The sequence below is a fragment of the Micromonospora sp. genome (genome assembly GCF_048594385.1).
GTDB lineage: Bacteria > Actinomycetota > Actinomycetes > Mycobacteriales > Micromonosporaceae > Micromonospora > Micromonospora wenchangensis.
Map to the genome: position 1 here is coordinate 1 of NZ_JBMDWU010000261.1, position 25,248 is coordinate 25,248.

Below are 25,248 nucleotides of genomic sequence, written 5' to 3' on the forward strand. Positions count from 1 at the left end.
TGGTCTCCGCCGCCGGGGTGGCGGTGGTGGTCGGCTCCGCGGCGCTGCTCGGGCCGGCCCTCGCCGGCCGGATCGACGACCGGCCGGTCGACCCGCGCCGCTACGTGCCGCCACCCCGGGTGGAGTCGCTGGACGAGAACCCGCTGATCCGGATCTCCGGCTGGGCGTTGGAACCGCAGCAGAAGCTGCTGGACGTGTCGACCCGGACCCCGGGCGACGGGCCGACCACGATCCGGCTGGCCGTGCTCAGCGACTACGACGGGGTGACCTGGCGGGTCGGGGCGACCTACCGCACCGCCGGTCGGGTCCTGCCCGGCGGCGACCCGGTCGCGTCGGACACCGTCCGGCAGGAGATCACCGTGGCCGGGTTGACCGGCCGGCTGCTGCCCGCGGTGGCCACCCCCCGCACCGTCGACGGGGCCCGGGTGGCGTACGACCCGCAGAGCCGCACGTTGATCCGGCCGGAGGGGCTGACCCCCGGGCTGACGTACACGGTCACCTCGGCGCGGGAACGGCTGGACGCGAACCTGCTCGCCACCGCCGACGTACCGGCCGGGGCGCAGGTGGCCCGGGTGCTGCGGGTGCCCGACGGGACACCGGAACGGCTACGCCGGCTCGCCACCCACCTGGCCGAGGAGAACGGCGCCCCGTACGCGCGGGCGGCGGCGGTGGAGCAGTTCCTCGCCGAGCACTACCGGCTGGTGGCGGACGCGCCGAGCGGGCACGCGTACCCGAATCTGGAGTTCTTCCTGTTCGGGCCGCGCGGTGGCGGCGGCCAGCGGGGCACCTCGGAGCAGTTCGCCGCCGCCTTCGCGGTGCTGGGCCGGTTGACCGGCCTGCCGACCCGGGTGGTGGTGGGGTTCACCGCCCGGGGTGACGGGCCGGTGCGGGCCGCCGACGCGTACGCCTGGCCGGAGGTGCTCTTCGCCGGGGTGGGGTGGGTGCCGTTCGATCCCCGGCCCCGCCCGGACACCGCGCCCCGGCCGGTGGAGGACGACTTCCGGCCGGCCCCGCCGAGCCCGCCGCCGTCGGAGGTGCCCGAGCCGACCGGAACCCCGTCGGCCACCCCGCCGGCGGTAGCCGCACCGGGCCGGACCACCACCGGGGAGCGCGGCGGGCGGACGCCGTTACTGCTGGGTGCCGGTGCCGGCGGGTTGCTGCTGCCCGGGGTGGCCCTCGGGGTGCTGGCCTGGCGTCGTCGGGCGCAGACCCGCGCCCGGTTGGGCCGGGGCGACCGGGGGACCCGGGTCGGCGGCGCGTGGCGGCACACCACCGACGCGCTGCGGCTGTCGGGACGGCCGGTCGGCGGGGACCTGTCCGCCACCGAGGTCGCCGACCGGGCCGGGCACGCCCTCGCCGAGGACACCGCCCGCGCCGGGGGTTCCCCTCCCGTCCCGGACACCGCCCGCGCCGGGGACCCGGGGCTGACCGAGTTGGCCGGGCTGCTCAACCAGGCGGCCTTCGCCCCGGGCACGCTGACCGACGCCCAGGCCGACCGGGCCGGGGACATCGCCGTGGCCTACGCGACGGCGCTGCGGGCGGCCCGCCCCGGCTGGCGGCGGCTGCTCTGGTCTGTCCATCCCGGCCCGCTGCGCTGGCCCCGCTGACCGGCCCCCGGCGCGGATCCGGAGCACTGTGGAGTGCCGGGACGGGGCCGGTCACGCGGGGGGTGGACCGGCGGCGCGTAGTCGGCGGACCAGTTTGCGCAGGCCGGCCTGCCCGCCGTCCGGGTCCTCGGCGCGGCGCAGCGCGTACCCGGCGACCTCGGGGTGGGGCAGGATGAGGAAACGCTCCTCGGCGAGCCCGGCGACCGCGGCGTCGGCGACCTGGTCGCCGGTGAGCACCGGGCCGGAGGCGGCGATCACCCGGGCGGCCAGGTGGCCGGTGGCCAGCCCGTCGGCGAGCATCGGGGTGTCCACCCCCTGCGGGCACAGCGCGCTGACCCGGATGCCCTGGTCCCGGTAGGTGATCGCCAGCCACTCGGCCAGCCCGACCGCCGCGTGTTTGGTGGCGGTGTACGGGGCGTCGCCGACCGCGGTGAGCACCCCGGCCGCCGAGCAGGTGTGCATCAGGTGGCCGCCGCCCCGGGCCAGCATGCCGGGCAGCACGGCGCGGGCGGCGTACACGTGGGCGAGCACGTTGACCCGCCAGGCACGGTCCCAGTCGGCGTCGGGGGCGTCGATGCCGGAGCCGGTGGCCACCCCCGCGTTGGCGCAGAACAGGTCGATCCGGCCGTACCGTCGCTCGGTGTCGGCGACCAGGTCGCGGACCTGGCCCTCGTCGGCGGCGTCGACGGCGACCCCCCGGGCGACCGGGCCGACCGACTCGGCGACGGCGGCGGTCGCGTGGGCGTCGAGATCGGCCAGGACGACAGCGGCGGCCCCCTCGGCGGCGAACCGGCGGGCCAGTGCGGACCCGATGCCACCGGCTCCCCCGGTGATCACCACCACCCGGTCGGTCAGGTTCATCTCAGCCCCGCTCCGCCGGCCGTCCGGCGTCCACCGCCGACGGCGGGCCCAGCCGGCTGATCAGCTCACCCAGGGCGGCGGCCCCACCGGCGGTCACCTCCGGGGTGGGCAGCAGGGCCAGCACCGGCACGTCCACGCCCGCGTCGGCGTAGCGGCGGACCTGGTCGCGGCAGTGCTCGGGCGAGCCGTGCAGGATCAGCGCGTCGACCACCTCGTCGGGCACGGCCGCGGCGGCGGCCCGCCGGTCACCTGCCGCCCAGGCCGCCCAGACCGGGCCGAGCACGTCCTCCCGCCCCAGCCAGCGGTGGAACTCGGCGTACGCGGGGACGGTGAGGTAGCTGGTGATCAGCCGCCGGCCGAGGGTGCGGGCGTAGCCGGCGTCCTCGGTGGGGCAGACGAAGATCCGGGCGACCACCTCGAAGCCGGGGCCGCGTCCGGTCAGCTCGGCGAGGGCCTGCGCGACGTCGTCGGCGGCCAGCCAGTTGAGGATCACCCCGTCGGCCTCGGCGGCGGCCAGCCGCAGCATCCCCGGGCGCAGGGCGGCCAGCAGCACCGGTGGTGGGCTGGTCGGCGGGCGTTCCAGGGTGAACCGGCGCACCCGGAACGTGTCGAACGCCCCGTCGACCGTCTCGCCCCGCAGCGCCGGCCTGAGGAACCGCAGCAGGTCGCGGGTGCGCCGGAACGGCTCGGTGTACGGCACGCCGTTCCAGTCCCCCACCACCACCGGGGACGACGCGCCGATGCCGAGGGCGAACCGGCCCGGGGCGGCCTCGGCCAGCGCCGCCGCGCTCATCGCCAGCAGGCCCGGCCCCCGGGTGAAGACGGGGGTGATCGCGGTGCCCAGCCGCAGGCCGGGTTGCCAGGCGGCGGCCAGCGCCAGCGGGGTGAACGCGTCGGTGCCGTTGACCTCCGACGACCACAGGTCGGTGAAACCCGCCTCCGCCAGGGCCGCGTAGCCGGCGGCGTGCTCGGCGAGCGGGACGCCGGTCAGCGGCACGGTGAAGCCCCATCGGTTCGTCATCCGGTCGATCGTGCCCGCTCGCCCCGGCCGGAACAAGGCCGGAACCGGGGTGGATTCGGCGATACCCGCCGCCGGTGCCGCCCGGGATGTTACGAACCCCTGGTGGGCCGGGCCGACGGCGACTGCCGACGAGCATGACGGGCGGCGACGGGGCCGCCCCGCTGCGGCGTACCGGAACGGCCCAGCGGGCCACGTTCCTGGAACTCTTCTTCGACCTGGTGTACGTCTTCGCGCTCACCCGGATCTCGTTCCGTGCCTTCGAGGACCTGGCCCTGGAACCCGGCGGCACCACCGGCTGGTCCCCGGTCACCGGGGGCGTCAAGACGCTGCTGCTGCTGCTCGCGCTCTGGGCCGTCTGGCAGGGCACCGCGTGGACGACCAGCCGGTACGACCCGCACCACAGCTGGCTCCAGCTCGTGGTGATCACCGCCCTGGTCGGCAGCATGGTGATGGGGGTGGCGATTCCCCGCGCATTCACCTCCACCGGCCTGGCGTTCGCGGTGGCGTACGTGGTGACGCAGGTGTCCCGCCCGGGTCTGCTGCTGCTGGCCCTCGGCAGCCACGAGTACCGGCGGCTCAAGCTGCGCATGCTGATCACCTTCGGCGCGACCGGGGTGCTCTGGCTGACCGGGGCGTTCCTGTCGCCCACCCCCCGGGGGCTGCTCTGGGCGTTGGCGCTGGTCGTGGAGTACCTGGCCGCCCGGTTCGGGTGGCCGGTGCCGGGGCTGGGCCGGTCGAGGGCGAGCCGCTGGGACGTCGCCGGGGAGCACCTGGCCGAGCGGTACCAGCAGTTCTTCCTGGTCGCGTTGGGCGAGACGATCCTGGTGGGCGGGCTGGCGTACAGCACGGGCCCGTTCGATCCGGCCCGGACCGGCGCGTTCGCGGTGGCGCTGGTGACCTCGGTGCTGCTGTGGCGGATCTACGTGCAGCGGGCCGGGCAGGTGCTCGCCGAGGCGGTGGTGCGGTCCCGGCACCCGTCGGACACCGGCCGCTCGGCGGCGGACACCCACCTGGCGATGGTGGTGGGGCTGGTCGGCACGGCGATCGGGTACGAGCTGACCATCGAGCATCCGCTCACCTCCCCGGAGGCGGCGTGGGTGGTGCTGCTGGTGGGCGGTCCGGTGCTGTTCCTGCTCGCCCGCGCCCGCTTCGAGTACGAGGTCTTCGGCCGGGTGTCGCCGTCGCGGTGGCTCGCGGCGGCGCTGCTGGTCGTGCTCTTCCCGCTGCTGCTGCACGTGGTGCCGCTGGTCTCCGCCACGGTGGCCGCGCTGGTGCTCGGCGGGGTCGCCGCAGCCGACGCCCGCCGGGCCCGGGGTCACCCCCCGGAACCGGCCACCCCACCCCTCTAACCCCCGCCCCACCCACCCGCCCCCGTGCTCAGCCCGCCCACCTGACTCCGGTGATCAAGAGGTCTGCGTCAAGTCTGATCATCAAGCTGACGCGAACCTCTTGATCACCGCGCGCAAACCTCTTGATCACCGGGCGCGACGGGGGTGGGGTTGGGGGTGGGGGTCAGCGCTGGGCGGTGAGGGACAGGTGGGGCCAGGGGTGCGCGGTGATGATCCGCTGCTCGGCGGGAGTGAGCGGGGCGCGGCCGGTGGTCTTGCGGACCAGGGTGAGGCGGTCCCAGCCGAGCCCGTCCGGAACCGGTCGTCCCCCGGTGAACAGGTCGGCGACGACCCGCGCGGCGGCGGGGGTGAGCCACGGCCCGCGGTGCAGCGCCACCGCCAGGTCGAGCCCGTGCACGCCGACCTCCACCACGCGGGTCACCAGGAACTCGTGCACCGTCATCGGGTCACCGTGGCGGGTGCGGACGACCCGGTCAGCCGGCTGCGTCCGCACCGCCGCGTCGGTCGCCCGCCAGGCGGCGGTGAAGGCCGCCGCGGTCGCCGCCGCCTCCGTGGACCCGGTCGGGGTGGCAGGACCGCGGGCCGCCCGCCGGGCGTCGGCGATCCGGTCGGCGTCGACCTGCGGGGTGAACTTCGCCGGGCCGAAGTAGCCGGCGGCGTCCACCTCGGCGCGCGGCGGCGCGGGCGCGGCGAGCATGTCGACCAGGCGTCCGGCACCCGTGCGGACGTGGGCGACGAGGTCCCGGACCGCCCAGGGCGGGCACGGGGTGGGCCGGTCCAGGTCCGCGTCGGTCAGCGTGGCCAGGACCACCGCCAGCCGGACGCACTCGGCACGGAACGCCGTACCGGCCAGGGGCACCAGGTGCCGACCCCGGCCTCCGGTCAGCCCTTCCAACGGGGCACCAGGCGGTGCACGGACAGCAGCACCAGCGCCGCCACCACCCCCATGGTGCCGGCGATCCCGGCGGCGCTGCCGGCGTACCCGATGAACAGGGTGCGGCGGGTAAGCTCGTCCACCGGCGTCTGCTGCTGGTCGAGCAGGCCGGACAGGGCCAACCCGCAGCCGAGGACGGCGAGCAGGCCTCCGATGCCGAGCACACTGGCGGCCACCTTGTGGGCGTCGTCGGGAGCGACCTGCGCCTGCTCGTGCTGGAACACCAGCAGCAGCAGGCCGGCCAGCGTCGCCCAGACCCCGACGACCAGGAAGGCGGCGACCGCGTCGCTGGGCCGGTGCCAGCCGGCGGAGAGGGTGGCCACCCCGGCGACCGCGGCGTACGCGGCGCCGAGGAACGCCCCGAGCACGCGCACCTTCGCCGGCAGCACCAGGATCAGCGCCAGCGCCACCGAGGCGGCGATGGTGGTGTGTCCACTGGGCAGGCTGTTGCCGACCGCGTCGCGTTGCGGGTCGATGCCGAGCGCGGGCCGGTCGATGACGTACTTGAGCACCTGGGTGGTGACGTTCGCCCCGGCGATCAACAGGGTGGCCGAGATGGCGAGCGCCTTGCGGCCCCGGATCAGGGCGATGAAGAAGATCACCACCATGGCCGCCAGCAGGGAGACCACCGACATGGCGTTGAGGATCCGGTTGACCAGACCGTCGATGCGGTCCTGGCCGATCCGGTTGCCGGTCAACGCGACGGTGTCGAGCCACTGCCCGGTCCCGGTGTGCACGGCGAACCGCCACACCAGCAGAAAGGCCGCCGTCTGGGCCAATGCCAGCACGACCAACCAGACCGCGGTCCAACCCCTTGCCGTCGCACGCACCCGCACACCGTAGCGGCACGCGCGGCACGTCGCGCGTGGGCCCACCGGGACGGTCCGGATACCTTGACACGGGACCACGGGAGGTGACGGTGACCGGCACACCACAACACGGACGACCGACCCGGCAGCCGCCGGACGGCACCCCGCCGACACCGCACGGGCCGGCCCCGCAGCCAGCGCCCGGGCAGCCCGCAGACGCCAGGCCACCGGACCAGGTGGAGTCGTTGGCCGGTCTGCTCGGTGGGCGCGGTGGCGCGATCGACGCGACCCTGCCGCCGGTGGCGTTCACCGTCGGCTGGCTGGCGACCGGACGGTCGGTCGTCGGCGGGGTGGCGGTGGCGGTGCTGGCCGGCACGGCGGTGGCGCTGTGGCGGTGGCGGCGCGGGGACCGCCCCCGGGCGGTGCTGATCGGGCTGCTGGCCGTGTGCCTGGCCGCCGTGGTGGCGCTGCGCACCGGCCGGGCGGCCGACTTCTTCGCGGTGCAGGTCTTCTCGAACCTCGCCAGCGCGCTGGTCTGGGTGGTGAGCATCGTGGTACGCCGGCCGCTGCTCGGCGTGGTCGTCGGGGCGGCGCTGCGGCAGCGGGGGCGGTGGCGGCGCGACCCGGCGCTGTTGCGGGCGTACGGGCGGGGCAGCTGGGTGTGGGCGGCCACCTACGTGCTGCGGGTGGCGGTGTTCCTGCCGCTGTGGCTGGGCGGGCAGGTGGTCGCGTTGACCGTGGCCCGGGTGGCGTTGACCTGGCCGCTGGTGGCGGCGGCGCTGACGGTGAGCTGGGTGGTGATCCGCCGGTCGCTGCCGGCCGGTCATCCGGGGCTGCGGCACCCGGTGCAACCCGGGTGAGCCGGGACCGCCCGTTGCCGACGTGGGGTGCGGGGCGCCGGGGGCACAGACGTTGAAGGAGAGGCCGCCACGGGGGGAGCGGCCTCTCCGATCAACACGGTACTCCGTCATAGGGCGTCGCGTTATCCCGCGCGCGCTCTTTTTTCACCGCTTTCCCGCCGGGGCGGGAAGGGGGGATGGCGGGGTGGGCCGGCCGCTCCGCTGCGTCGGCCGGACGGTCGACCCACCCCCGGCCTGACCGTGGGAATCAGGCCGCCCGCCGACCGGGCTGTCCGCTCCCCCGGGCCCGGTCGGCCTCCGGGTGGGTGGCGCCGCGCCACCCACCCGGCAGGGTCAACTCACCCGTTCGGGAAGAGCATCCCGTAGTCCGCGTACGCCATGGCGATGTCGGACTGGGCCCAGAACCGGTGGTAGTTGAAGGTCGGCTCGGGGCCGCCCTTGAGGTACGCGTCGACCTTCGGCCAGTCCGGGTCGTTCTTGTAGAACGACCGGATGTCCAGGAAGCTCTTGCCGGCGGCGATGGTGTCACCGTTCGGCATCTTCCCGGTCCAGCCCGGCGGCACGTAGAGGCCCTGGCCGTCGGCGGCGTTGTAGACGTCGTCGAACCGCTTGTAGTCGCCGCGGGTCTCGGTCGTCGACACACCCTTGCTGTCGCTGGCCGCCGAGAGCGCGTCCAGCAGACCCTTGGCGGTGGTCTTCGCCTGCGTGTTGCCGGACTTGGCCGCGTACGCGATCAGGGTCCGGGCGAGGGAGCCGGTGACGCCGACGTCCTGGCCCGTGGAGCTGACCTCGACGTGCAGGCCGGTGTTGGACGCCGGGCTGCTCGGGTTCCAGTTGGCGGGCTGGCCCGTCCACTTCAGCTCGGACGGAACCGCCCAGTTGGTGCCCAGCTTGGTGTTGGCGATCGCCCACGGCACCCACTTGTCGAGCAGCGCCTTGGCCTTGGTGTTGCCGGTCTCCAGGTACAGCTCGGCGATGCGCTGCATCGACCAGACCTGCATGCCGAACCACTGGTTCGACGGCGGGTCGTTGTAGACCGGGTCGACGTCGTAGTACATGCCGTAGAAGGTGGCGGTGCCGGCCGGCGGCTGGGCGTAGCTACCGTCCCAGCTGTTGGTGGCGCCACCGGCGATGCCGCCCTCGGCGGACTGGAGCCAGGTGTAGAACTCCAGCTGCCGGTCGAGGCTCTTCTGCCAGTCGCCGACCGCGGTCGGGGACTTCGGCTTGAGCTCGTTCACGTTGGTCATCGCCCAGGCCGCGAACGGGTTCTGGTAACCGAAGTGGCTGTGGCTGGAACCGATCCGCCAGGACCAGCCCGCGCTGGCGTCGTACGCGCCGCCCCAGGCGTAGTACCAGGACAGCAGGTAGTGCGCCGAGTCCTTGCCGGTGCCGGCGGGGCAGGTGCTGGCCCCGACGCAGTTGCCGATCTTCTTGAAGTACTTGTCGTACATCGCGTACCGCAGGTAGTCGCCCATCTTGGCGGCCTTGGCCACGGTGGCCGCGACGTCGGCCTGCTTGCCCTGCGCCTTGGCCCAGGTCAGCGCCCAGTACGCGGCCTGCACTGCGCGGGCGTCGGCGTCCGGGGCGTTGGTGTACTTCCACTGCTTGGCCGGGGCACCCGAGTCCTTGACGAACAGGTCGAGGTAGCCGTACTGGCCGCCGTGCTTGAAGGTGTCGCAGGACGGCTGCGGGATGGTCTCCCACACCGACTCCTGCGTGCCGCGCTGGAAGGTGTTGATGTACGCCGGCTTGGTGGTGCCGTCACCGCAGCGGCCGAAGCCGTAGGTGTTGTCGACGTCCATCAGCCAGTGCATGCCGTAGATGTCGCCGGTGCCGTAGGTGGACTGCAGCTCCGAGCGCAGCGGGTCCTGGCCGACCGGGACGCTGGCGTTCAGCGCCGACGGGTACTGGCTGGGCAGGTTGTACTCGGCGGCGTACTGCGGGGTGCCGGCGACGCCTGCGGTGGGCTGGTCGGCGTGCGACGGGATGATGTACTTCTCCATCACCGTCCAGGCGTTGTTGAACGGCGCCCAGTTCTGGGTCACCCGGCCGTAGTAGGCCTCCAGCCACAGCCAGTAGCTGAACGCCTCGGAGGTGGTCTCGTGGCCGTGGTCGGGCGCCTCGACGATCAGCGTCTCGATCGAGTGGTACGGCACGCCCTCGGGGCTGAAGTAGCCCGAGTTCTTGATCTTGCCGTACTGGTCGAGGAACTTCGCGACGTAGGCGTTGTCGCCACCGGGGGTGTCGTTGTCGATCTCGGTGGCGGTGACCACCACCGAGGAGACCCCGGTGCCGGCCGCGGTGATGGTGGCGGTGCCACCGGCGGTGTCGGTGTCCTCCGCCGCGGCGACCGTGACGGTGGCCCCGGTGCTCCAGTTGCTCGGGGTCAGCGTGACGCTGGCCGGCGAGACCGTGATGTCGGTGTCACCGGCACGGGTGAGGGTGACCGGCACGTTGCCCGAGGGCGCGGCGCTGAGCTTGAGGTTGAAGGTGCTGCTGCCACCCTCGTTGACGCTCACCGCGGAGGGCGTGGCGACCAGCGCCGGGCCGGTGGCGGGGCTGACGGTGAACGACTTCTCCGCCACGCCGATGCCGTTGGCGTTGTCGTACGCCTTGGCCTGGACCGTGTAGCTGCCGGCCGGCAGCGAGGTCAGCGTGTACGCGTACGGCGCGGAGGTGTCGGTGTTGACCAGCAGGCCGTTGCGGTAGAACTCGACCTTGCTGATCGTCCCGTCCGGGTCGCTGGCGGTGGCGGTCAGCGGCACGTCGGCCGGCGCGGTGAACGGCCCGGTGGGCACGCCGAGGGAGACCGTCGGCGGCTGGTTGGCCGGGGTGCCGTTGCACGGGGTGCCGTTGAGGGTGAACGACGTCGGCTTCGGGTTGCTGCCCGAGTAGGAGCCGTTGAACCCGATGGTGGTGGAGCCGCCGGTCGCGATGTTGCCGTTGTAGGACTCGTTGGTCGCGGTGACCTCGCTGCCGCTCTGGCTCCACTTCGCCGACCAGCCCTGGGTGACCCGCTGGCTGCTGTTCGGGAAGGTCCACTTGAGCGACCAGCTGCTGAGCGCGTCGCCCAGGTTCTTGATGGTGACGTTCGCGGTGAAGCCGCTGCCCCAGTCGTTGGTGGCGTAGACCACGTCGCAGGCCGGCGCGGCCTGGGCCGCGCTGGCCGGCAGGCCCACCCCGCCGATGGCGAGTGCGGTGGCGGCGAGCATCGCCGTGCGGCGACGTCTTGCCATGAGTCTCATGTGCGCGGTGTCTCCTCGGACCGGGCCGGGGCTGCGGGCCCCGGCGGGGGCACCTCCACGCGCTGCTACAGGGGTGCGCGGGGGGACGGAGGTGCCGGAATGGTGGTCGGTCCGGCCGGTGGGCCGGGGCAGGGACGGGGTACGGCTCAGGCCGTCGTGCCGTTCCTTCGGGTGCCGTCCGGGAGACCCGGATGCCCTCGGCGACCCATCACTCGCGCGTGTCTGGCTCCGCTGCGTTGATTCGACAGTGTGCCATGGAAGCGCTCCCACGACAACTACCTCTGTCGAAACGCAGGTCGATGTTTCGATCTCGTTTAGGGGCTTTCACAAAGCCGTGACGGGCGTTACAGTCGCAGCATCGCCGATGGGAGCGCTTCCATCGACGGAGATGCAACAAGTGAAGGTCACAACCGTGGTCGCCCGACCACGGGGTTCAGCCCGAACGGCTGACGACGGGCCAGCCCGGACACCGTCGCCAGCCAACACCCCACCATCACGGAGGGAGGTGGAACCAGAGCCACTCGCGTGGCCCGGCTCCCGCGCGACACGCACGGCCGGACGCCAATTCGAGCGTGCGTGTGTGCAACACAGGTGGGGACGGGGGTTGCCCTCCCCCGTCCCCACACTAAACCCCCGTACTCGACGGGAAAAGAGGCCGACGGGTCAGGCGTGCGCGCCGCCCGGCCGGCCTCGATCGCTATCTGCCCCTCGACAGATCGGCCGACCGTCCCTCGACGGCGCCCGTCACACTCGCCATTCCCCATCCCGGCCGCCCACGCGCGGCCCTCTAGGCTGGCGGTCCGCCCCGAGGCGGCCGGGCCGTCGTACGCCCGCGCTGGGAGCGCTCCCGGCCGTCGGGGTGGCCCGCACCCTGAGGAGAAACATCCATGTCGATACTCACCCGGCGACGCCTGCTGCGCCGCGCCGCGCTCTCCGCCACCGCCACCGCCGGCGCCGGGCTCTCCGCCGCCACTGGCGCCGGCCTGGCCGCGGCCACCGGCGTGCTGGCCGCCGGCTGCGACGCGCCGAAGGGTGGCGACCCGACCGCCGACCCCACCGCGGAACGGGTGCGTTTCCCCCACGACTTCGGCTGGGGCGCCGCCACCTCGGCGTACCAGATCGAGGGCGCCGCCAAGGAGGACGGCCGGGGCGAATCGGTCTGGGACACCTTCAGCCACACCCCCGGTCGCACCCGCAACGGCGACACCGGGGACGTGGCCGCCGACCACTACCACCGCTGGGCCGACGACCTCGACCTGATGCGCGACCTCGGGCTGCGCAGCTACCGGTTCTCCATCTCCTGGCCCCGGATCCAGGCCGACGGCACCGGCAAGCCCAACCAGCGCGGGCTCGACTTCTACAAGCGGATCATCGGCGGCCTGCACGAACGCGGCATCGCCCCGATGGTCACCCTGTTCCACTGGGACCTGCCGCAGGCGTTGCAGGACGACGGCGGCTGGGAGAACCGGGACACCGCCCACCGGTTCGCCGACTACGCCGACGCGGTCTTCCGGGGCATCGGCGACCAGGTGCCGGTGTGGTTGACCATCAACGAGCCGAAGACCGTGGTGCAGAACGGCTACCTCTGGGGACACCACGCCCCCGGCCGGCAGGACGCCGACGCCGCCTACCTCGTCGCCCACCACCTCCAGCTCGCCCACGGCCTCGCCGTCCGCGCGCTGCGGGCCACCGGCTTCGACACCCGGATCGGCCCGGCGCTGAACCTGCACCCGTGCTACCCCGCCGACGACAGCCCGGCCGCCGCCGCGGCCGCCACGCTGCACGACGGGTACGAGAACCGGCTCTACCTGGACTCCATCCTCACCGGTGCCTACCCGGCCGACGTCCTGGCCGACCTCGGCCCGGACAGCCGGATGGCCAAGGGCATCCGCGACGGCGACCTGGCGACCATCGCCAGCCCGATCGACCTGCTCGCCGTGCAGTACTACACCCCGCTCTACCTGACCGGCAACGGCAACACCGTCACCCGCTGGCCCACCAGCGAGGCGGACTGGCAGCAGATCTACCCGCAGGGCATGTACGACATCCTGACCCGGGTCACCCGCGACTACGGGCCGGTCCCGATCACCGTCACCGAGAACGGTCTGCCCTGCCCGGACACGCTCGGCCCGGACGGCACCGTCGACGACGCCGGCCGGATCGCCTTCCTACGTGACCACTTCACCGCCGCCCACCGGGCCATCGCCGACGGCGTGCCGCTGGAGAGCTACCACGTCTGGTCGCTGCTCGACAACTTCGAGTGGGCCGAGGGCTACGACCAGCGCTGGGGACTGGTCTACGTGGACTATCCGACCCAGCGGCGTGTCCTCAAGCGCAGCGCCCACTGGTACCGCCAGGTCATCCGGGACAACGGCCTGTAGGTCGGGCGCAGGGACCGGAGCAGCACCGGCACGGCCGGACCGCGTGGGGGCGGTCCGGCCCGGCAGCCGACCAGAGGCCCGGCAGCCGACCTGAGGCCGGTCAGCGGGGCAACGCCTGCTGGAGCTCCGCGCGCAACGCCGGGGTCAGCATCTCGCCGGCCTGCTTGGCCAGCCGGGCCATCTCGTAGCCCACCACGCCGATGTCCGCGTCCGCGCCGGCCAGGGTGGCCAGAATCGACCCGTCCCGGATCTGCATCACCAGGAAGTAGCCCCGGCCCATCTCGACCACGGTCTGCTTGACCACATCCCCGTCGAACATCTGGGCCGCGCCAGCGGTGATGCTCATCAGCCCCGACGTCACGGCGGCCAACTTGTCCGCGTGGTCGCGGGGCAACTGCGCCGAGATCGCCACCAGCAGACCGTCCGAGGAGACCACCACCGCGTGCGCCACCCCGGGCACCCGCTCGGCGAACGCGTTGACCAACCAGTTCAGGTCACGCGCCTCCTGGCTCAGTGTCATCACTGTCGTCCCCCTTCGCTGCGCACACCCGGCGGCAAGATTAACTCGGTGGTCTCCTCGGCCTCGGCACGGCGCACGCCGCTGTAGAGCCGGGACAGCATCCCGCCCACCGCCTCCGGGTCCAGATCCTCGCGGACCCGGGCCGACGGCGGGCGGGCGGGCTCGGTCACCGCGGTCAGCTGGGCCATCGGCACCCGCACCGGCAGCCCCCGGTCGTTGGTGCCCCCGGTGACCGGGACCAGCGGCGGCGCCGGGGTGCCCCCGCCCAGGGTGGCCGGCGACGACGGGGCCGGGCCCTGCCGGGACCACCAGCCGCCGTCGGCCGGGGGAGCCGGTGTCCGCACGTCCACGACCCGGGCCGGGAGCTGGTTCGGCGGCGACGAAACCGGGCGACGGCCCGCCACCGGCAGCTCCGCCGGGGCCACCCCGCCGGGACCGGGCCACTGCGCCGGACGCGAGGGTGGCCCGACCGGACCGGACGGCGGCCCCACGGCCGGACGGGCCGGCAGGACGGCAGGGGCGACCGGGGCCAGCGCCCGCGGCCCGGCGGACGCGTGCGGCGGTGACCCGTCCAGCTCCGGCGCCGGGGCGAGCAGGGCCGCCGGCAGGGTCAACCGGGCGACCAGCCCCTGCCCCTGCGCGACCAGCCGCACGCCGACGCCGTGCCGGGCGGCCAGGTGGCTGACCACGAAGTGACCCATCCGCTCGACCGCCGCCACGTCGGCCACCGGCGGCTCCGCCAACACCGCGTTGGCCTGTGCCAACGCCGTCGGACTCATGCCGAGGCCGGCGTCGGCGATGTCCACCACCGCCCCGCCGCCCTCGGCCCACGCGGTCACCCGGACCAGGGTGTCCGGCCGGGAGAAGGCCGTCGCGTTCTCCAGCAGCTCCGCCACCAGGTGCACCAGCTCCCCGACGGCGTGCCCCACCACGTAGAGGTCGGCCACCGACTCGTGGCGGACCCGCTGGTACTGCTCGATCTCGGCGCTGGCCGCGAGCAGCACCGCACCCAACCGCACCGGCCGGTTCCACCGGCGGGTCGACTCGGTGCCGGCGAGCACCAGCAGGCTCTCGTCGTTACGACGCATCCGGGCGGCCAGGTGGTCCAGCTTGAACAGGTTCTCCAACTGGTCCGGGTCGGCCTCCTCCCGTTCCAGGTCGTCCAGCAGCTCCAGTTGCCGCTCCACCAGCACCTGGCTGCGCCGGGCCAGGTTGACGAACATCGCGTTGACCGTCCGGCGGGTCTCCGCCTGCTCCACCGCGACGCTGACCGCGCTGCGGTGCACCGCCACGAACGCCTCGGCCAGCTCGCCGATCTCGTCCAGCGAGCGGACCACGGCCGGCGGCACGTCGATCGCCGGCACCCCGCCGTCGACCGCGCGCAGCCGCTTCAGGGCGTGCGGCAACTCCACCTGGGCGATCCGCAACGCCTGGTCCCGCAGCCGTTGCATCGAGTTCGCGATCGACCGGCCGACCAGGACGGCCAGCAGCACCGCCAGGGCCAGCACCACCACGATGCCGCCCAGCACCAGCAGGGTGGTGCGCAACTGGGCGCCGCTGACCTCGTCGGCCCGGGCCACCGCGTCGTCGAGCACCCGTTCCTCCAGCTGTCGCAGCAGCTCCTGCCGCTGCTCGCTGGCCGTCCACCACTGGTTGGCGGGCAGCACCGCGGGCAGGGCGGTGCCGCTGGTGCTGATACTCCGCTCCTCCAGCCGGGTGGCGTCCACGAACGCCCCCGTCCGCGAGGTCCGGTCGTACGCCTGGATCTGGGCGGTCGTCGCGGCCACCCGGAACGCGCCCAGCGCGGCGAGCTGCTGCGCCCGCAGGTCGGCGAGGTTGACCTGGTCCTCCAGGCCGTAGCGGCCGGCCCGGGAGGCGGCGTACAACTGGCCCCTGATCCGTGCGGACAGCTCCTTGACCCGGGCCAGCTGCACGTAGCGCAGCACCGCGTCGGTCAACTCCGGACGGTCCGGCCCCGGGCTCGGCTCGGCGAGCAGGCCGAGCAGCGCCTCTACCGCCCGGTGGTAGTTGCCCAGGATGGTGTCGCTGCTCAGCACCGCCGGCGGCACCGCCGAACGGATGTAGACCACCTGGTCGTACGCCTCCACCGCCTCGGCGTAGGCGACCTGCCAGGCGGCGTCGGAGTCGGCCAGCGGCCCGGCCGCCTCGCGCAACGCCCCGAAGGCCGTGTCGGTGGCGGCGTGCAGCGGCCGGAGCGCGACCAGCGCCGCGTCCCGGTCGGCGGCACTGCCCGCCCGTCTCAGCGCGGCCAGCTCACCGGCGGTACGGTCGCGTTCCTGCTGGAGCCGGTCCACCGCCGTGGTGATCTGCTGCCCGATGCCGACCTGCCGGGCGAAGTCGTTGAGCGCCGTGGTGCGTCCCACCAGCCCCGCGGTCTGCACCCCGGCCAGCACCAGGAACGCCACCGACGGGATGACCAGGACGGTGGCGAGTTTGGTGCGCATCCGCCAGTCCCGCAGCCGCAACGGCGAACGCCGCCGGTGCGGCACGACCCGCTCGTCGAACCGGTTCCGACCCGGCGACTCCGCGCTCGGTGTCGGGTCGGGACCTGCGTCCACGTCTCGCCTCCTCGGTCCCCGTCCCCACGACGGGGGGCCGGGTCCATCCAACCAGGCCAGACGCCCATGTCAACGGGTCGACGGCGCATCCGACCGGGCGGAGGTACCTGCTCCGACGGCCGAGGTCGGCGAGGGGTCCTCCTCCGTACGGCCGGTGCCGGCGAGCCGGTCCGCGTCGGGCACCCGACCCAGCGCGACCAGCGCGGCCCCGGTGGCCCCGATCTCCCGCTCGGCGCGGTGCCGGACCGGACGCGGCGCGAGCGCGGCGGCGAACGCCGTACGCCACCACGCGGAGGCGGTCACCGCTCCCCCGCCGAGCACCACCTCGACGGGTGCGTCGACACCGGACTCCAGCACGGCGAGGTCGTCGGCGACCATCCGGCACAGCCCGGTCATCAGCCCGGCGAGGATGTCCACCCCGGTGCTGGAGAAGCTGAGCCCGCGCAGCTCACCCGAGCCGGCCGGGGCCAGGCCGGGGGGCCGGTCCCCGCCGAGGCGGGGGTTGGCCGGCAGTACGCCGTCCGGTGCGATCCGGGCCAGCGCGGCGTCGAGGTCGGGCCCCTGCGGCAGCCGCAGCTCCCGGTCGGCCCAGGCGAACAGGTTCCCGCCGCTGGAGTAGGCCGCCCCGGTCACCACGTACTCGTGGTCCACCCGGTAACGCCACAGCGAGGCCGGCAGGGCTGGCAGCGGCGACCCCGCCGGAACCCGCTGGACCAGGCGTACGGCCGCCGAGGTGCCGACCGTGACCGCCGCCCGGCGGGGGTCGACGCAGCCCGAGCCGACGTTGGAGGCGGCCCCGTCGCCGACCGGGGCGGCCCAGCGGGCCCCGGCGAGCTGCGGCCACCGGCGGGCGTGCTCGGCCCGCAGCCGGCCCTGCCAGTCCATCGGGGCCAGCTCCGGCAGCTCACCCGGCCGGACCCCGGCCACCGCGACGGCCTCGTCGTCCCAGGCCAGCCGGCTCAGGTCGAGCAGGCCGGTGCCGGAGGCCATGGACACCGACATGGGCGCGTCGTCGAGCAGTCGACCGAGGACGTACTCGACCAGGCCGGCGAACCGGGTCACCCCGGCCGTACGGTCCCGCAGCCAGGGCAGCCGCACCGACCAGTAGCAGCGGTGCCACCACGCCCCGGTCCGCGCGTGGAACTCCTGTGGGTCGGCCGGACCGGACGCCCCCGACGGCGGTGCGGCCCGGGTGTCCAACCAGGTCAGCACCGGGCCGAGCGGGTCACCGGAGCGGTCCAGGGGCAGCACCGAGTGCCACTGCGCGCAGACCGCGACCAGCCCGACGTCGCGCAGGTGACCGGCGGCGGCCAACTCGTCGAGGCACTCGGTGAGGCCGGCGAGGTAGCCGGCGGCGTCCAGGGTGCCGGTGCCGTCCCCGGCCACGGTCAGGTGCACCCGGCGGCGGGCCAACGCTCCCGGCAGCGGGTCGGCGTCGGCGTCGAGCACCAGACCACGGACCGAGGAGGTGCCCAGGTCGAGAGCGAGAATGTTCATCGCGGGTCACGCTACCCGGCGGCGCGGACGGGAACGCCCTTCCCTGCCGCCCGTCCGCCGCCTAGGGTGTCGGTATGCCCGCGCACCTGACCTGCTGGTGGCCCGCCGACCCGGCGGCCATCCCCCGCGCGTAGCTATCCACGCGGCCGCCCCACGAGGCGGCCGCCGGTCCTCCCCCGGCACCCGGGGCCGCCCGACGACGAGGCGACCCGACCCGGAGGAGAAACCCGATGAACCACCTCTACGACCTGCTCGCCGCCGTCGCCGACGGCGTCGACCCGGGCCCGTTCGCGCTGCTGCGCCGCGACGGCGTCGACCACGTCGACCTGTTCACCGGCCCGGTCGACGTCGCCGACCGGCTCGCCGACCTGCCGCTGCCCGACGACGCTGCGGGCCCCCGCACGCTGGCGCTGGTGCCGTACCGGCAGATCGCCGAACGGGGCTTCGCCTGCGTGGACGACGGCGTCCCGATGGAGTACCTGACCGTCACCGGGCACGCCACGCTGGCCCTGGCCGACCTGCTCGCCGCCCTCCCGGCCGGGCCGGTGGTCTGCGCCGACGCCGCGTTCGACGTCGACGACGACGAGTACGCCCGGATCGTCGACCGGGTGCTGGCCGAGGAGATCGGTCGGGGTGCGGGGGCGAACTTCGTCATCCACCGCACCCTGCACGCCACCGTGCAGGGCAGCCCGTTGGGCGCCGCGCTGGCGGCGCTGGGCCGGTTGCTGCGCGACGAGCGGGGCGCGTACTGGACGTTCCTGGTGCACACCGGCACCCGGACGCTTGTCGGCGCGAGCCCGGAACGGCACGTCAGCGTCGACGACGGGCTGGTCATGATGAACCCGATCAGCGGCACCTTCCGGCACACCGGGGCCACCGCCGGGCGGGACGCGCTGCTGCGGTTCCTGCACGACCCGAAGGAGGTCGAGGAGCTGTACATGGTCCTCGACGAGGAGCTGAAGATGATGGCCGGCGTCGCCGAGCACGGCGGGCAGGTCGTCGGGCCGTACCTCAAGGAGATGGCGCACCTGGCGCACACCGAGTACCTGCTGGCCGGCCGGGGCACCCGCGACGTCCGGGAGGTGCTGCGGGAGACCATGTTCGCCCCCACGGTGACGGGCAGCCCGATGCAGAACGCCTGCCGGGTGATCGCCCGGCACGAACGGACCGGCCGGCGCTACTACTCCGGGGTGCTGGCGCTGCTGGGCCGCGACACCCAGGGCCGACAGACGTTGGACGCGCCCATCCTGATCCGGACCGCCGAGATCTCCCCCACCGGACGGCTGCGGGTGCCCGTCGGGGCGACCCTGGTGCGGCACTCCACCGCCGCCGGTGAGGTCGCCGAGACGCACGCCAAGGCCGCCGGGGTGCTCGCCGCACTGGGGCTCGGCCCGCAGGCGTCGACCGAGGGGCCGTACCCGCCGGTGCGGTGGGCCGACGACCCCGAGGTACGGGCGGTGCTCGCCGCCCGCAACACCCCGCTGGCCCGGTTCTGGCTCGACCAGCGCGCCCCCGGCGCGACGGTGCTGCCCGGGGCGGCCGGCCGGCGGGCGCTGGTGGTCGACGGGGAGGACACCTTCACCGGGATGCTCGCCCACCAGTTGCGCGCCCTGGGCCTGACGGTGGACGTGCGGCCCTGGCACGCCCCCGGCTCCGACGCCGGGTACGACCTGGTGGTGGTCGGCCCCGGACCGGGCGATCCGGGGGCGGTCGACGACCCGAAGATGGCCGCCCTGCGCACGCTGCTGACCGCGCGGCTCGACGCCGGGTCACCCACCCTGGCGGTGTGCCTGGGGCACCAGCTGCTCAGCGGGCTGCTGGGGTTGCCACTGCACCGCCGCGCCGCGCCCTACCAGGGCCTGCAACGGGAGGTGTCGCTGTTCGGGGTGCCGCGCCGGGTGGGTTTCTACTCGACGTTCACCGCGCGGGCGGACTCCGACCGGATCGGGTCGCCGTACGGGCCGGTGGAGCTGGCCCGGGACCCGGCCGACGGGTCGGTGCACGCGCTGCGCGGGGCGACCTTCGCCGGGGTGCAGTTCCACCCGGAGTCGGTGCTCAGCCGGGACGGTCTGGCCGTGCTGGCCGAGCTGCTGGGGCAGGTGCTGGCCCGACCGGCACTGACGACGGGTGGCGGGCCGGTGGGCGGGTAGCGGCGGCCCACCCGGTGGGCCGGGTCGGCGCCCGGCCCACCGGGCCCACCCGGCGACTCAGCCGGCGAGGCCACGCTTCACGGCGCCGCCGATGCGGACCGCCCGCTTGGCGGTCAGCGCGGTGGCCGCGAGCGCCACGTGGTCCGGGGCGACCTCACCGTTGTTGCTGGTGTGCGAGGCGCCGTACGGGTTGCCGGCGACGAACTGGCTCGGGTCGGTGTAGCCGGGGGTCACCACCACGCCACCCCAGTGGTAGAAGACCGTGAACAGCGACAGCAGGGTCGCCTCCTGGCCGCCGTGCGAGGTGGCGGTGGAGGTGAAGCCGCTGTAGACCTTGTCGGCCAGCGCGCCGTTGGCCCACAGCGGGCCGGTGGTGTCGATGAACTGCTTGAGCTGGGCGGCGATCATGCCGTACCGGGTGGGGGAACCGAAGATGACCACGTCGGCCCAGGCCAGGTCGTCGATCTCGGCCTCCATCACGTCCTGGGTCTCCAGCCGGTGCGCCTGCCAGCCCGCGTTGGAGCGGATCGCCTCGTCGGGCGCCAACTCCCGTACCTTGCGCAGGCGCACCTCGGCCCCCGCCTCACCGGCGGCCTCGCAGGCCGCCTGCGCCATCTGGTAGGTGATCCCGGTCGCGCTGTAGTAGATGACCGCTACCTTGACCTGGCCGTCCATCGTCTGTGTCCTCCTCGGTTCGGGTCAGCTCCGGCGACTACCCGGTGCTTGCCGGGTCAAACATCCGCCCGTGGCATGATCCGGACATGCAGCTGCGCGCCGCCACCCCCGAAGACTGGCCGGCGATCTGGCCGTTCCTGCGCGAGATCGTGGCGGCCGGCGAGACGTACACCTGGCCGCGCGACGTGGGTGAGGACGACGCCCGCCGCCGCTGGCTGGTCGCCCCGCCCGGCCGCACGGTGGTCGCGGTGGACGACGACGCGACGGTGCTGGGGACGGCGAAGCTGGTCGCCAACCAGGAGGGTCCGGGCGACCACGTGGCGAACGCGAGTTTCATGGTCGCGCCGGCCGCGGCGGGTCGCGGCGTCGGTCGGGCGCTCGGGGCGTACGTGCTGGAGCTGGCCCGGCGGGACGGCTACCGGGCGATGCAGTTCAACGCGGTGGTGGCCAGCAACACCCGGGCGGTGGCGCTGTGGCGGTCGTTGGGGTTCACGGTGGTCGGCCGGGTGCCCGAGGGGTTCCGCCACCCCGGTCTCGGCCCGGTCGACCTGCTGGTGATGCACCGCCGCCTCGACTGATCCGCGGGCGGTACGGGGCGTCTCGGCCCCGGCCGGCCGCCCCGGCGGGTGATCCCGGCGGCTCAAGATTTGCGCAAGTTCCAGCCGAGAAGGCTCCCACGGGGGTCGGGAGGCGGATGCTGGTGGGCCCGGATGCCGGGGGGGTAGGGGTCACCACCGGTGACCCGGGGGGACCTGCACGGGGGATCGCGCTCCGCCGGTTCGACGACCGGCGTAGCGCGGTCGGGGGTGTCCGCCCGGTGTCGGTACCTGCTCCTATGCTGACCGGCGTGGTGGAGCTGACCGGCGACGAGGCGTTGACGTTGCGGATGACCGCGCTGGCCCTGCGGGAGCATCCGGCCGGCCGCCCGTCGGGGGTCGCCGACGTGGTGGAGTGGTTCGGGGCGATGCAGGCCCAGGACGCGGCGAGCGGCCTGTGGTCACTGGGGTTGCGGCTGCCCGGCCACACCGAGGCCGACGTCCGGGCCGCCCTGGAACGCCGCGAGGCGCTGCGCACCTGGCCGATGCGCGGCACCGTGCACCTGGTGCCCAGCCGGGACGCCCGCTGGATGCTCGACCTCACCGGCGTCCGGGCGCTGGCCGGGGCACCGGCCCGACGGGCCACGCTCGGGCTGACCGAGGCCGAGGCCGACCGGGCCGCCGACGTGCTCGGCACGGCGCTGGCCGGCGGCGGCCGGCTGACCCGCGCGCAGTGCCTGGACGCCCTCACCGCCGCCGGGGTCGACGTCTGCGGTCAACGCGGCTACCACCTGCTCTGGTATGCCAGCCAGCGGGGCGTCACCTGCATCGCCCCGCACGTGGGCACCGAGCAGACCTTCGCGCTGCTCGACGAGTGGGTCCCCGACCCGCACCGGCCCGAGCGGGACGAGGCGCTGGGCATCCTGGCCGGGCGGTACTTCCGCAGCCATGGGCCGACGACCCGGCGCGACTTCACCGGGTGGACGGGGCTGACCGCCGCCGACACGAAACGGGCCGTCGCGGTCGCCACCGACGCCGGCACGCTGACCGCCGTCCGGGTCGACGGGGTGGAGTCGTACCTCGACCCGGCGCTGCTGGACGCGCCCCGGCTGCCGGTGGACGACGTGCACGTGCTGCCCGGCTTCGACGAATATCTGCTCGGCTTCAAGGACCGCACCCTGATGGTCGAGCCGGCGCACCTGAAGGCGGTGATCCCCGGCGGCAACGGTGTCTTCCAGTCCACGGTGGTGCGCGGCGGCCGGGTGGTGGGCACCTGGAAGCGCCGCCTCGCCCGGACCAGGGTCACCGTGACGGTGCAGCCGCTGGTCCCGCTGGACGGGCCGACCCGGCAGCGGGTCGAGGCGGCGCTGGAGGGTTACGCCCGCTTTCTCGGCCTGCCGCTGCACCTGACCTGGTAGGTCCCGCCCACTCCCTCAGGCAGCCGACGATCCCGGCCCGCCGGCGCTCCCGCCCCGCCGGCACCCCCGGCCCGCCGCGTCGTTGGTCCCCGGTCCCGACAACCCGACCGGCCTGGCGCAGGACGGCGGCGTGCCGCATCCGGCTCCGCGCCGCCCGGGGCGAGGGCGGGCAGTCACCCTGCGCAATCAGGGCCGATATCACCGAGAGTGATCACAGATCATCTGCCGCCGCTGGGGTCAACAGCCCGCCGGAGCGGGCAAGTCCTCATTGAGCTGCAATTTCGCTACAACGCTCCGCCGACCAACACCAACCTCTCACGGACACTTTGCTCTGCTGCCGTGGACGCGACAGACGCGGAGGGTAGCCGTCGCGTCGAAGGCAGCAGAGCAAAGTGTCCGGAGGTGATGTGGTGCGCTCGGTGTCATGTCACTGTGCGTGTCGATCGGCACGGGCTGCCGAACGAGCGGGCAGACGGGCGGAGCGGACAAGACGGGAGGGTGAGTGGGTCCGGCAGGGCGGGCGGGGCGCCGGACACCTGAGAGGCACGACGCAGCGGCGACGCGGATCCGCGGGTGCCAGGGCGGCGGAGCTGCGGGTGCCAGGACCGCGAGCCGCAGGGGTCGGGGGCCGCAGGGATCGGGGGCCACAGGGGCCGGATGCCGGGGACCGCAGGGCAGGGGGGCAGGGGGATCGGTGGACGCACGCCGCCGGGGGGCGGGTGGGCGTGCGGCCACCGATCCGGGGTGAGGGGGTGGTCAGTCGCCGAGGGCGCCGGACGACCGGCCCTCGTGCAGGGTCAGGTTCCGACCGGAAGCAGGGTCGAACAGGTGGATCTTCTCCAGGTTGAACCAGACCCGCCGGTCCTCGCCCTCCTGCACCGGCGACTCGGCCGACAGCCGGGTCACCAGGTTGCCGCCACCGCCGCTGAAGTCGGCCCCCGCGTCGGCGGCCAACTCCTCCAGCTCGGCGGCGCTGGCCCGCTGCCCCTCGACGGTGAAGTAGACGTACTTGTCGGAGCCCATCGACTCGACGATCTCGGCGGGGGCGGTGAACTCCATGCCCCGGGCCCGCGCCTCGTCGTCGATCAGCTCGGCGTCCTCGAAGTGCTCCGGACGGATGCCCAGGATCAGCTCCCGGGGCGCGTCGGCCCCCTCCAGCTCACGGCGGATGCGCTCGCCGATCGGCACGTCACCCAGGGCGGTGCGCAGCTTCCCCTCTTCCACGGCGGCGTGCAGGAAGTTCATCGACGGCGAGCCGATGAACCCGGCGACGAACAGGTTGCGGGGGTGGTCGTACAGCTCCTGGGGCGGGCCGACCTGCTGGATCGCGCCACCCCGCATGATGACCACGCGGTCGCCGAGGGTCATCGCCTCGGTCTGGTCGTGGGTCACGTAGACGGTGGTGGTGCCGAGCTTCTTCTGCAACCGGGAGACCACCGTGCGCATCTGCACCCGCAGCTTGGCGTCCAGGTTGGACAGCGGCTCGTCCATCAGGAACGCCTTGGGCTGCCGGACGATCGCCCGGCCCATCGCCACCCGCTGCCGCTGCCCGCCGGAGAGGTTGGCCGGCTTGCGGTCCAGCAGCGGGGTCAGCTCCAGCACCTTCGCCGCCTCCTCGACCTTGGCGGTGATGGTCTCCTTGTCGAGCTTGGCCAGCCGCAGCGGGAACGCCATGTTCTCCCGGACGGTCATGTTCGGGTAGAGCGCGTACGACTGGAACACCATCGCGATGTCCCGGTCGCGGGGCGCCTTGTCGTTGACCCGTTCCCCGCCGATGCACAGTTCCCCGGAGCTGATGTCCTCCAGCCCGGCGATCATGTTGAGAGTGGTGGACTTCCCGCAGCCGGACGGGCCGACCAGGATGACGAACTCGCCGTCGGCGATCTCCAGGTCGACGTCCTGCACCGCGACGGTGCCGTCGGGGAAGCTCTTGCTCACCTTGTCCAGCACGATGTCAGCCATTGTTGTCACCTATCCCTTGACGGCGCCGGAGGTCAGACCGGAGACGATGCGGCGCTGGAAGAAGAGCACGAACAGGATGATCGGAATGGTGATCACCACGGCGGCGGCGCAGATCGCCCCGGTGGGGTCCTCGAACTGCGACTCGCCGGTGAAGAACGACAGCGCCACCGGCACCGTCCGGGCCCGCTCGGTGGAGGTGAGCGTGATGGCGAACAGGAAGTCGTTCCAGCAGAAGATGAAGACCAGGATCGCCGTGGTGAACAGCCCCGGCGCGGCAAGCGGGGCGATGACCCGGCGGAACGCCTGCCCCTGGGTGGCGCCGTCCATCTTCGCCGCCTTCTCCAGGTCCCACGGGATCTGCTTGAAGAACGCCGACAGCGTGTAGATCGCCAGCGGCAGCGCGAAGGTGATGTACGGCAGGATCAGCCCCGGCCAGGTGTCGAAGAGGCCGAGCTGCCGTTCGATCTCGAACAGCGGCGACACCAGCGACACCTGCGGGAACATCGCGATCAGCAGGGACACCCCGACCAGCAGCCGCTTGCCGGGGAAGTCCAACCGGCTGATCGCGTACGCGGCCATCGCGCCGAGCACCACCGCGATGAGCGTGGCGATCAGGGCGATGCCGATCGAGTTGATCAGGGCGCGGACGAACTGGTCGGTGTCGAAGATGCTCCGGTAGTTGTCCAGCGTCCACTCCCGGGGCCAGAACTTGCCGTCGGTGAGGGTGGCCGGGGTCTTGAACGACAGTGAGGCGATCCAGAGCACCGGGACCAGGGCGAACACGACGACGATGACGTCGATCAGGCCCCAGCGCAGCTTCGCCCGGGTGGTGGTGTCGGCCATG

Annotated in this window: 18 protein-coding genes; 7 read left to right on the forward strand and 11 right to left on the reverse strand. The window is 73.9% G+C overall.

What is annotated here, in order from left to right; genetic code table 11:
• Positions 1-1,607 (forward strand): DUF3488 and transglutaminase-like domain-containing protein (locus tag ACOJTC_RS13840; RefSeq protein WP_420117156.1); only part of this gene is annotated, 1,607 nt, incomplete at its 5' end.
• 51 nt (positions 1,608-1,658) lie between these two features.
• Here ACOJTC_RS13840 and ACOJTC_RS13845 read toward each other — a convergent pair.
• Both ACOJTC_RS13845 and ACOJTC_RS13850 read right to left on the reverse strand, forming a co-directional pair.
• Positions 1,659-2,468 carry an SDR family oxidoreductase gene (locus tag ACOJTC_RS13845; protein ID WP_420117157.1) on the reverse strand — a complete coding sequence of 270 codons (810 nt, stop codon included), beginning with the start codon at positions 2,466-2,468 and terminating at the stop codon, positions 1,659-1,661.
• 1 nt (position 2,469) lies between these two features.
• Entirely contained in the window at positions 2,470-3,489 is a 1,020-nt protein-coding gene (locus tag ACOJTC_RS13850) for an LLM class F420-dependent oxidoreductase (RefSeq protein WP_420117158.1), read from the reverse strand.
• A 134-nt stretch (positions 3,490-3,623) separates the two neighbouring features.
• Here ACOJTC_RS13850 and ACOJTC_RS13855 point away from each other — a divergent pair, with 134 nt between their 5' ends.
• A complete protein-coding gene (locus ACOJTC_RS13855; protein WP_204926196.1) occupies positions 3,624-4,838 on the forward strand; it encodes a low temperature requirement protein A in 1,215 nt (404 codons plus the stop codon).
• Positions 4,839-5,001: 163 nt separating this feature from the next.
• Here ACOJTC_RS13855 and ACOJTC_RS13860 read toward each other — a convergent pair whose 3' ends face one another.
• Positions 5,002-5,733, reverse strand: coding sequence for a maleylpyruvate isomerase N-terminal domain-containing protein (locus tag ACOJTC_RS13860; protein ID WP_420117159.1), 732 nt, complete (start codon positions 5,731-5,733; stop codon positions 5,002-5,004).
• Positions 5,721-6,608 (reverse strand): phosphatase PAP2 family protein, encoded by an 888-nt coding sequence (locus tag ACOJTC_RS13865; RefSeq protein ID WP_420117160.1) that lies wholly within the window; start codon positions 6,606-6,608, stop codon positions 5,721-5,723. Before ACOJTC_RS13865 ends, ACOJTC_RS13860 begins: the two co-directional genes overlap by 13 nt.
• Positions 6,609-6,817: 209 nt before the next feature.
• Between ACOJTC_RS13865 and ACOJTC_RS13870 the strand changes: the two genes are divergently transcribed.
• Positions 6,818-7,441: a DUF3159 domain-containing protein gene (locus tag ACOJTC_RS13870; RefSeq protein ID WP_420117175.1), complete on the forward strand. Its 624-nt coding sequence runs from the start codon at positions 6,818-6,820 to the stop codon at positions 7,439-7,441.
• A gap of 338 nt (positions 7,442-7,779) precedes the next feature.
• On the opposite strand, the gene ACOJTC_RS13875 is transcribed toward ACOJTC_RS13870, so the two are convergent.
• Entirely contained in the window at positions 7,780-10,677 is a 2,898-nt protein-coding gene (locus ACOJTC_RS13875) for a glycoside hydrolase family 48 protein (protein ID WP_420117176.1), read from the reverse strand.
• Between the two features lie 896 nt (positions 10,678-11,573).
• Here ACOJTC_RS13875 and ACOJTC_RS13880 point away from each other — a divergent pair.
• A complete protein-coding gene (locus tag ACOJTC_RS13880) occupies positions 11,574-13,067 on the forward strand; it encodes a GH1 family beta-glucosidase (protein ID WP_420117161.1) in 1,494 nt (497 codons plus the stop codon).
• A gap of 100 nt (positions 13,068-13,167) precedes the next feature.
• Here ACOJTC_RS13880 and ACOJTC_RS13885 read toward each other — a convergent pair whose 3' ends face one another.
• The 3 genes from ACOJTC_RS13885 to ACOJTC_RS13895 form a co-directional block, all read right to left on the reverse strand.
• On the reverse strand, positions 13,168-13,581 hold the full coding sequence (locus ACOJTC_RS13885) for a roadblock/LC7 domain-containing protein (RefSeq protein WP_204926246.1): 414 nt from the start codon (positions 13,579-13,581) through the stop codon (positions 13,168-13,170).
• 5 nt (positions 13,582-13,586) lie between these two features.
• On the reverse strand, positions 13,587-16,166 hold the full coding sequence (locus ACOJTC_RS13890) for a nitrate- and nitrite sensing domain-containing protein (protein WP_420117162.1): 2,580 nt from the start codon (positions 16,164-16,166) through the stop codon (positions 13,587-13,589).
• Between the two features lie 69 nt (positions 16,167-16,235).
• Positions 16,236-17,663: an FGGY family carbohydrate kinase gene (locus tag ACOJTC_RS13895; RefSeq protein WP_420117163.1), complete on the reverse strand. Its 1,428-nt coding sequence runs from the start codon at positions 17,661-17,663 to the stop codon at positions 16,236-16,238.
• A 230-nt stretch (positions 17,664-17,893) separates the two neighbouring features.
• Here ACOJTC_RS13895 and ACOJTC_RS13900 point away from each other — a divergent pair, with 230 nt between their 5' ends.
• Complete coding sequence (locus ACOJTC_RS13900; RefSeq protein WP_420117164.1) at positions 17,894-19,813, forward strand: anthranilate synthase family protein; 1,920 nt, start codon at positions 17,894-17,896, stop codon at positions 19,811-19,813.
• Between the two features lie 57 nt (positions 19,814-19,870).
• Here the strand turns inward: ACOJTC_RS13900 and wrbA are convergent, their stop codons facing one another.
• The gene (gene wrbA, locus ACOJTC_RS13905) at positions 19,871-20,488 is read right to left on the reverse strand and encodes an NAD(P)H:quinone oxidoreductase (protein WP_420117165.1); all 618 of its coding nucleotides are present in this window, start codon (positions 20,486-20,488) and stop codon (positions 19,871-19,873) included.
• 86 nt (positions 20,489-20,574) lie between these two features.
• On the opposite strand from wrbA, the gene ACOJTC_RS13910 reads away from it, so the two are divergent.
• Positions 20,575-21,066, forward strand: a complete 492-nt coding sequence (locus ACOJTC_RS13910) for a GNAT family N-acetyltransferase (protein WP_420117166.1) — start codon at positions 20,575-20,577, stop codon at positions 21,064-21,066.
• A gap of 257 nt (positions 21,067-21,323) precedes the next feature.
• Positions 21,324-22,442, forward strand: coding sequence for a winged helix DNA-binding domain-containing protein (locus tag ACOJTC_RS13915; protein ID WP_420117177.1), 1,119 nt, complete (start codon positions 21,324-21,326; stop codon positions 22,440-22,442).
• 756 nt (positions 22,443-23,198) lie between these two features.
• Here ACOJTC_RS13915 and ACOJTC_RS13920 read toward each other — a convergent pair.
• Entirely contained in the window at positions 23,199-24,404 is a 1,206-nt protein-coding gene (locus ACOJTC_RS13920) for an ABC transporter ATP-binding protein (RefSeq protein WP_420117167.1), read from the reverse strand.
• Positions 24,405-24,413: 9 nt separating this feature from the next.
• On the reverse strand, positions 24,414-25,247 hold the full coding sequence (locus tag ACOJTC_RS13925; RefSeq protein WP_420117168.1) for a carbohydrate ABC transporter permease: 834 nt from the start codon (positions 25,245-25,247) through the stop codon (positions 24,414-24,416).
• Position 25,248: the final 1 nt, after the last annotated feature.